The sequence below is a fragment of the Actinophytocola sp. genome (genome assembly GCF_045807065.1).
Classification (GTDB): domain Bacteria; phylum Actinomycetota; class Actinomycetes; order Mycobacteriales; family Pseudonocardiaceae; genus Actinophytocola.
On the sequence record NZ_JBJMIE010000162.1, the window covers coordinates 1 to 7065 of the forward strand.

Annotated in this window: 6 protein-coding genes; 5 read left to right on the forward strand and 1 reads right to left on the reverse strand. The window is 72.4% G+C overall.

Annotation, left to right across the window (positions count from 1 at the left end; genetic code table 11):
• Positions 1–14 precede the first annotated feature (14 nt).
• Complete coding sequence (locus tag ACJ73U_RS09480) at positions 15–158, forward strand: hypothetical protein (protein WP_407777181.1); 144 nt, start codon at positions 15–17, stop codon at positions 156–158.
• On the forward strand, positions 155–871 hold the full coding sequence (locus ACJ73U_RS09485) for an ABC transporter ATP-binding protein (RefSeq protein ID WP_407777176.1): 717 nt from the start codon (positions 155–157) through the stop codon (positions 869–871). The genes ACJ73U_RS09480 and ACJ73U_RS09485 overlap by 4 nt, the downstream gene beginning before the upstream one ends.
• Before the next feature lie 51 nt (positions 872–922).
• On the opposite strand, the gene ACJ73U_RS09490 is transcribed toward ACJ73U_RS09485, so the two are convergent.
• Positions 923–3034: a PQQ-binding-like beta-propeller repeat protein gene (locus ACJ73U_RS09490; RefSeq protein WP_407777177.1), complete on the reverse strand. Its 2112-nt coding sequence runs from the start codon at positions 3032–3034 to the stop codon at positions 923–925.
• A 173-nt stretch (positions 3035–3207) separates the two neighbouring features.
• On the opposite strand from ACJ73U_RS09490, the gene ACJ73U_RS09495 reads away from it, so the two are divergent.
• The 3 genes from ACJ73U_RS09495 to ACJ73U_RS09505 all read left to right on the forward strand — a co-directional run.
• A complete protein-coding gene (locus tag ACJ73U_RS09495; protein ID WP_407777178.1) occupies positions 3208–4152 on the forward strand; it encodes a ThuA domain-containing protein in 945 nt (314 codons plus the stop codon).
• 102 nt (positions 4153–4254) lie between these two features.
• Positions 4255–5097, forward strand: a complete 843-nt coding sequence (locus tag ACJ73U_RS09500) for a shikimate dehydrogenase (protein WP_407777179.1) — start codon at positions 4255–4257, stop codon at positions 5095–5097.
• Between the two features lie 3 nt (positions 5098–5100).
• Positions 5101–7065: TIM barrel protein (locus ACJ73U_RS09505; protein WP_407777180.1), on the forward strand; the 1965-nt coding region annotated here is incomplete at its 3' end.

The following is a 7065-nucleotide window of genomic DNA, read 5'->3' on the forward strand; positions in this document are numbered from 1 at the left end:
GCGACCGGGTGACCGTGCTCGCCAGCGGCGGCGTCATCGCCGACGGCACCCCGGCCGAGGTCGCGGTGCTGCCCAAGGTCGTCGAGGCGTACCTGGGCGACTCCATGAACAGGAGTGAGCCATCGGATACCGACATGGCGGCGGAGGTCGGCCCATGACCGCGGACGAGTTGGTGGTGTCGGACCTGTCCGTGCACTACGGCGGTGTACGCGCGGTCCGGTCGGTGAGCTTCACCGTCGGGTCCGGACAGTGCGTCGGCATCATCGGCGCCAACGGGGCGGGCAAGACCTCGACCCTGAAGGCGTTGATGGGCCTGGTTCCGCGCACGGCGGCGGAGATCCGCTTCGGCTCCCACGACCTGACGAAGGTCAGGGCACGCGACGTCGTGCGGCACGGCATCGGGTACGTCCCGGAGGGCCGGCACGTGTTCGGCGGCCTCACCGTCGAGAAGAACCTGCTGCTCGGCGCGTACGTCCAGAAGTGGAACGATCGCACGCGCCGGACGCTGCGGGAGGTGTACGAGCTGTTCCCGGTGCTCGGCGAGATGCGCCACCGCCTCGCCGGCGCGCTGTCCGGCGGCCAGCAGCAGATGCTGGCGGTCGGCCGCGCGCTGATGTCGAACCCACGGCTGGTCCTGCTCGACGAGCCCTCGATGGGCCTGTCCCCCAGGCTCATCGAGGACATCCTCGCCGTCCTCCACCGCCTCAGCGAGGCCGGCCACGCCCTGCTGCTGGTCGAACAGAACGCGAAGCTCACGTTCGAGGCCACGAAGACCTGTGTCGTCATGGAGAACGGTGAGGTGGCCATGACCGGCACCTCCGCGGACCTGAGCCGCGACCCCCGGGTGCGGCAGATCTACCTGGGTCTCTAGGTTCTCTCGCGGCCACCGGGCCGGGCGCACGCGGCGCCCGGCCCGCTCGCGTCAGTAGACCTCGATCTTGCCGGTCGACCGGGGGCTGGCCGGGTCGTTGAAGAAGTACTCGCCCTTCTCGCGGAACCGGTGCGCGTACGACTCACCCGGCGCGAGGCGCACGTCGAACAGGCCCTCGAAGAACTGGGTGGCGCCGCGGACGCCCGCGTTGCCGGCGTGGTTGGTGAAGGTCACCGTGGTGCCGGCGGGGACGCGGAGGTGGGTCGGGGCCATGGCGTTGACGGCGGTCGACTCGGTGGGGCCGACCGTGCCGGTGGCGGGGTCGTAGGTCCGGCCGATCACGACCGTGTTGGCGACCGCGCTGCCCTCGACCGGCGCGCCCTGGACCGGCCTGCGGATGACCGGGGGCGCGGGGGTCGGGGCGGGCGGCACGCGCCCACCGATCCGGAAGGCCCACAGGAAGTCGCCGCGGGGTGCGGAGTCGCCGTAGGGGATGCTCGTGCCGCCGGCGTACACGGCCAGGTACTGCACGCCGTCCACCTCGTACATGACGGGGCTGCTGCTGATCGCCGCGCCGCACTGGAACCGCCACAGCTCGTGGCCGTCGCGCGCGTCAAGGCACAGCAGGTTGCCGTCGGGCTGGCCGATGAACAGCAGGTCGCCCGCGGTGGTCAGGATCCCGTTGCCGTGCGCGAGGGAGTAGGGCATGTTCTTCTTCCACCGCACCCGGTTCGTGCGCACGTCGACCGCCACGATCCCGCCGGTCTGGTACTCGCCGGGCGGGCGCAGGCCGTTGCTCGCCTCGGTCAGGGAGTGCGCCGCCGCGACGTACCCGAAGCCCGTGTAGACGCACCCGGTGCTGTGGCTGAAGGACTGGTGGGCCCAGTCCGCGCCGCCGCCGTGGCCGGGGATGGACAGCACCGGCTCGTCCCAGTGCGGGGTGTAGAGCGCGCCCTGGCGGTAGTTGGGGACCGCGCGGGCCGGGTCGCCGGGGACCGCGGTGCCGAGCGGCTGGTCCACCGGCCGGGTCCGCGTCCACGGCCCCTGGCGCGGGAACGGCTGTGTCGGCCAGGTCTTCTGGCGCGCGTCCTGCGGCACCGGCACCTCGTCGATGCCCAGCGGCGCCTCGCCTGTCTCCCGGTCGAGGATGTAGTACATGCCGCACTTGCTGCCGTAGATCACGACCTTGCGGGTCCGGCCGTGGATGCGGACGTCGGCGAGCACCGGCGCCATGGTGTTGTCCATGTCCCAGATGCCGTGGTGGATGGACTGGAAGTGCCAGCGGTAGGCGCCGGTCCGCATGTCGATCGCGACGAGCGAGCTGGAGAACAGGTTCTGGCCGCCGCGCTGCGAACCGTCCTGTGAGGACCGGTTGCCGCGGGCGTTGCCGAACGCCCAGTAGACCAGGCCGAGGTCGGGGTCGACCGCGGGATGCATCCACGGCGTGCACCCGCCGGTGCGCCAGGACTCGCCCTCCCAGGTGTCGTTGCCGATCTCGCCGGTGCCCGGGGCGCCCCAGAAGTGCCAGAGCAGCTCGCCGTTGCTCGCGTCGAGGGACAGGCCGGCGGCGCGGTCGCTGTCTGCGGTGCCGCAGAACAGCTGCCCGTCGTGGTAGGTGATGGCGACCTTCTCCATGGTGCCGTACCCGGTGATCTGCCTCTCCCAGGCGACCGCGCCGGTCTGCTGGTCGAGCGCGATGATCCAGTTCCCCTTGCCGTGGGTGAAGACCTTGCCGTCGCCGACGGCCACGCCGCGGCGGGTGAGCGAGCCGCGGGTCTGCCGGTACACCCACTTCGTCGTGCCGGTGGCACCGTCGACCGCGAAGACGTTGCCGAGCGCGGACTCGATGTACAGCACACCGTCGACGGCGACCGCCGTGCTCTGGCTGTTGCCGGCGGCGAGGCCGCCCTCGATCCGGTTCACCCACGCGCCGCCGAGCCCGCGGACGTTGCCGCGCCGGATCCCGTCGAGCGCGGTGTAGTTCTGGTTGCCGAGGTTGCCGCCCACCTTCGGGAAGTCCTGGCCACCCGGGGTGAGCGCCACCGGTGGGTCCCGATGTCCTGCCGGCGCGGCCGCGGCGACGCCGCCGGCGCCGGTGAGTGCGACCCCGACTGCCGCCGCGGCCGCCCCCTTCATCAAGTCCCTGCGCTGGATCTCCGCCATGCCGCGGTACCTCCGTCATCGGGTACTGGGTCCGCCTAGCGGACTCTTTGGACTGTGTGACGGTTCAGCGTAGGCTCGCCACATTCCTGTTAACAAGCCCAACCTGGATCACCCGGTCCACGTGACGGACCACGAAAGGCAGTGACATCGTGCACCGACGAGCATCGACGTTGATGACCGCGATCACGAGCGCGGCCGCCGCGGCGGCCATGACCGTGCTCGCCCTGGGCGCACCGGCCGCGGCGAACGACCGCGACCGCACCGGCGCGCGGGAGCTGGGCCGGCCGGACTACGGGGTGTGCCGCGGGGTGCGGCCGCAGTGCTACCACGACTGGGGCAACTTCGACCTGGCACAGGGGATCCGCGTGCTGGTGTACTCGCGCACCGCCGGTCCACGCCACGCGAACCTGGGCCCCGCGCTGGCACCGGGCATGAATCCCCCACTGTCGGACGCGAACGTGGCGCAGCAGGGCATCGTGCGGTTGGGCCAGCGGAACGGCTGGACGACCGACTGGACCGAGGACGTGACCCAGCTGTCGAGCCCCAGCCGCCTGTTCGGCTACAACGCGATCATCTTCCTGAGCACGACGAGGGACACGCTGGACGACGCCGCCCAGACGTCGCTGAGGCAGTACATCCGCGGCGGCGGCGGTTTCGTCGGCATCCACAACGCGTTCGGCACCGAGTACAACTGGCCGTGGTACGAGGGCCTGCTGGGCGGCGCCAACTACTACGACCACGGCCCGTACCAACCAGGCACCGTACGCACCGTCGACCGGCACGACGTGTCCACGAAGGACCTGCCGGGCCGGTGGGCGTTCGCGGACGAGTGGTACAACCTGGTGCCGTACCCGAGCGAGGTCCGCACCCTCGCCGAAGTGGACGAGTCGACCCTGCCCCGCGGCGTACGCGGCTCCATGGGCCACCCGGGCCACGGCGACCACCACCCGGTCACCTGGTGCCAGTACTACGACGGCGGCCGTTCCTGGGTGACCACCCTGGGCCACGACGCCACCGCGTTCGCCGCCAAGCCCACCACTCCCGGCGCCGCCGAGTTCCAGAAGCTGCTGGTCGGGGGCATCCGCTCGGCCGCGGGCGTGGAGCCGTTCTGCCGCTAGCGCGCCCCGGAGCGACGTGACGCCTTCCCCGGATCACCTGACCGGCGGTATAAGTAACTATCTAGTTCGTTTGTTAGGTCGGTACCCCAGCGAGGAGCGGCGATGACAGCACCGAACAGCTCCGCCTACCTGGTAGGCCTGATCGGCTCGGGCATCGCCACCTCGCTGACCCCCCGGCTACACGAACAGGAGGCGGACGCCCTGGGCATCCGCTACCTCTACCGCGTCCTCGACCTCGACTCCACCGCGGCAACCGCGGCCGACCTCATCACCGCCACCCGGCTGACCGGCTACGACGGCCTCAACGTCACCCACCCGGCGAAGCAACTCGTCCTGACCCACCTGGATCAGCTCTCCCCCGAAGCGACCGTGATCGGCGCCGTCAACACCATCACGTTCACCGACGGGAGGACCACCGGCCACAACACCGACTCGACGGGCTTCACCCGCGCCCTGACCACCGGCCTCCCCACCGCCGCCCTGAACACCGTCGTACTCCTGGGCGCCGGCGGCGCGGGCGCCGCGATCGCACACGCCCTGCTGTCCCTGGGCGTGACCGACCTCCGCGTGATCGACCGGGAACCGACCCGCGCCACCGCTCTGGCGGACCGCCTCGGCACCCGCGCCACCGCGCGAGAACCGGCCGACCCCACCGTGCTGGCCGACGCGGACGGCCTGGTCCACGCGACCCCCACCGGCATGGTGGGCCACCCGGGCCTCCCGCTGCCCCCCGACCGCCTGCACCCCGACCTGTGGGTCGCCGACATCGTGTATCGCCCGCTGACCACCGAACTGCTGGCCGCCGCCCGGGCAAGGGGCTGCCGGGTGCTCGACGGCGGCCGCATGGCCGTGTTCCAGGCGGCCGACACCTTCCGGCTCATCACCGGCCGCGAACCCGACGCGGACCGGATGCTCCACCACTTCGACTCGTTGGCGAGGAGGTAGGACGTGCTCACCGCCCAGGACGTGCGCACCGCCCAACCCGAAACCGCGACCGGTCTCAGCATCGCGACGGTCTGCCTGTCCGGCACGCTCGAGGACAAGCTCGCCGCGGCCGCGGCCACCGGTTTCGACGCGGTCGCGCTCGCGCGGGCCGACCTGGTCGCGTCGCCGCTGTCGCCGGAGCAGGTGCGGCAGCGGTGCGCGGACCTGGGCCTGCGCATCGACCTCTACCAGGCGCTCCACGACTTCGAGGCGGTCCCCCCGGACGTGCTGCGCACCAACCTGCGGCGCGCCGAGCGCACGTTCGAGCTGATGGCACGGCTCGGCGTGAGCACGCTGGTGGTCGGCTCGACACTGTCCGCGGACGCCGTCGACGACGACGAGCTCGCGGCCGAGCAGCTGCGCACCCTCGCCGCGCGGGCCGCCGAGCACGGGCTGCGCATCGCCTACGAGGCGCTGGCGTGGGCCCGGTTCGTCGACACGGTCGAACACGCGTGGCGGATCGTGCGCCGGGCGGGCCATCCCGCGCTCGGGCTCTGCGTCGACAGCTTCCACGTGCTCAGCAGGAGCGGTGACCTCACCGGTCTGCGGATCATCCCCGGGGAGAAGGTGTTCGCGCTGCAGCTCGCGGACACCCCGCCCCGGCACATGGACCTGGAGCGGTGGAGCACGCACCACCGGCTCTTCCCCGGCCAGGGCGCGTTCGACCTCGTCGGCTTCACCCGCACGGTGCTCGCCACCGGCTACTCGGGTCCGCTGACGCTCGACGTGACCAACGACGTGTTCCGCCAGGCCGACCCGCGGCGCACGGCGACCGACGCGATGCGCTCGCTCATCGGTGTGCGGGACGGGCTGGTGGGCGGCACCGCGGCGCCCGCGCTCACCGGGCACGCGTTCACGGAGCTGGCGGTGGACGAGGCGTCCGGGCCGGTGCTGGCCCGCACCCTCGCCGCGCTCGGGTTCGCCAACACCGGCCGGCACCGGTCCAAGCCCGTGCGGCTGTGGGAACAGGGCGCCGCGCGGGTGTTGCTGAACGCGACCCCGCGTGCCACGTCGGCGCCCGGCACCGCCGAGATCACCGCGCTCGCGTTCGAGAGCCCGGACCCCGCCGCGTCGGCGGGACGGGCGGAACGGCTCCTGGCCCCGGTCCTCCCCCGCTCGCGACAACCCCAGGAGGCCGACCTGCCGTCGGTGTCCGCCCCGGACGGCACGGCGGTGTTCTTCTGCCACACCGGCGACGAGCGCAACGACTGGCTCGCGGACTTCACGCGGACCGGCGCGCGTCCCGGGGAGCTGCTCACGGCCGTCGACCACGTCTCGCTGACCGAGCCGTTCGACGACTTCGACCAGTCCACCCTCTTCTACCGGACCGTGCTCGGCCTGCGTGCCCAGACGGCGACGGAGTTCGCGGCGCCGTTCGGCCTCATCCGGAGCAGGGCCGCCACGGATCCGCGGCACCGCGTGCGGATCACCCTGAACGCCGCGGTGTACCGGCGGGGCAGCTGGGCGCCGGCGGTGCCGGAACCCCAGCACATCGCGTTCCGGACCGACGACGCGATCGCGGCGGCGAAGGCCATGCGTGCGCTGGGCGCCCCGCTGCTGCCGATCCCCGGCAACTACTACGACGACCTGGACGCCCGGCTCGAGCTGCCGCCGCGGCTGCTGGCCGACCTGCGGGCGAACTCGGTCATGTACGACCGCGACGAGCACGGCGAGTACCTGCACTTCTGCACGGACATGCTCGGCTCGCGGGTGTTCTTCGAGGTCGTCCAGCGCGTCGGCGGTTACCACGGGTACGGGGACGCGGGCGCCACGCCGGTGCGCATGACCGCCCACCGGCAGCGCCGCCTGGTCGCGACCGCCGTCGTCCCGCGACCGCCGGCGCCCCGGCAGCCGGGCCGGGAGTACTCCGTGGCGCACCTGTCCGCGCTGACCCTGTCCCCACCGGAGTTGGTGTCGGCGGCGGCCGCC

What these genes read in the sequence shown, in the direction of transcription:
- ACJ73U_RS09485 (WP_407777176.1), top strand. Translation starts at nt 155, where the DNA reads ATGACCGCGGACGAGTTGGTGGTGTCGGACCTGTCCGTGCACTACGGC.
- ACJ73U_RS09490 (WP_407777177.1), bottom strand. Translation starts at nt 3,034, where the DNA reads ATGGCGGAGATCCAGCGCAGGGACTTGATGAAGGGGGCGGCCGCGGCG.
- ACJ73U_RS09495 (WP_407777178.1), top strand. Translation starts at nt 3,208, where the DNA reads ATGACCGCGATCACGAGCGCGGCCGCCGCGGCGGCCATGACCGTGCTC.
- ACJ73U_RS09500 (WP_407777179.1), top strand. Translation starts at nt 4,255, where the DNA reads ATGACAGCACCGAACAGCTCCGCCTACCTGGTAGGCCTGATCGGCTCG.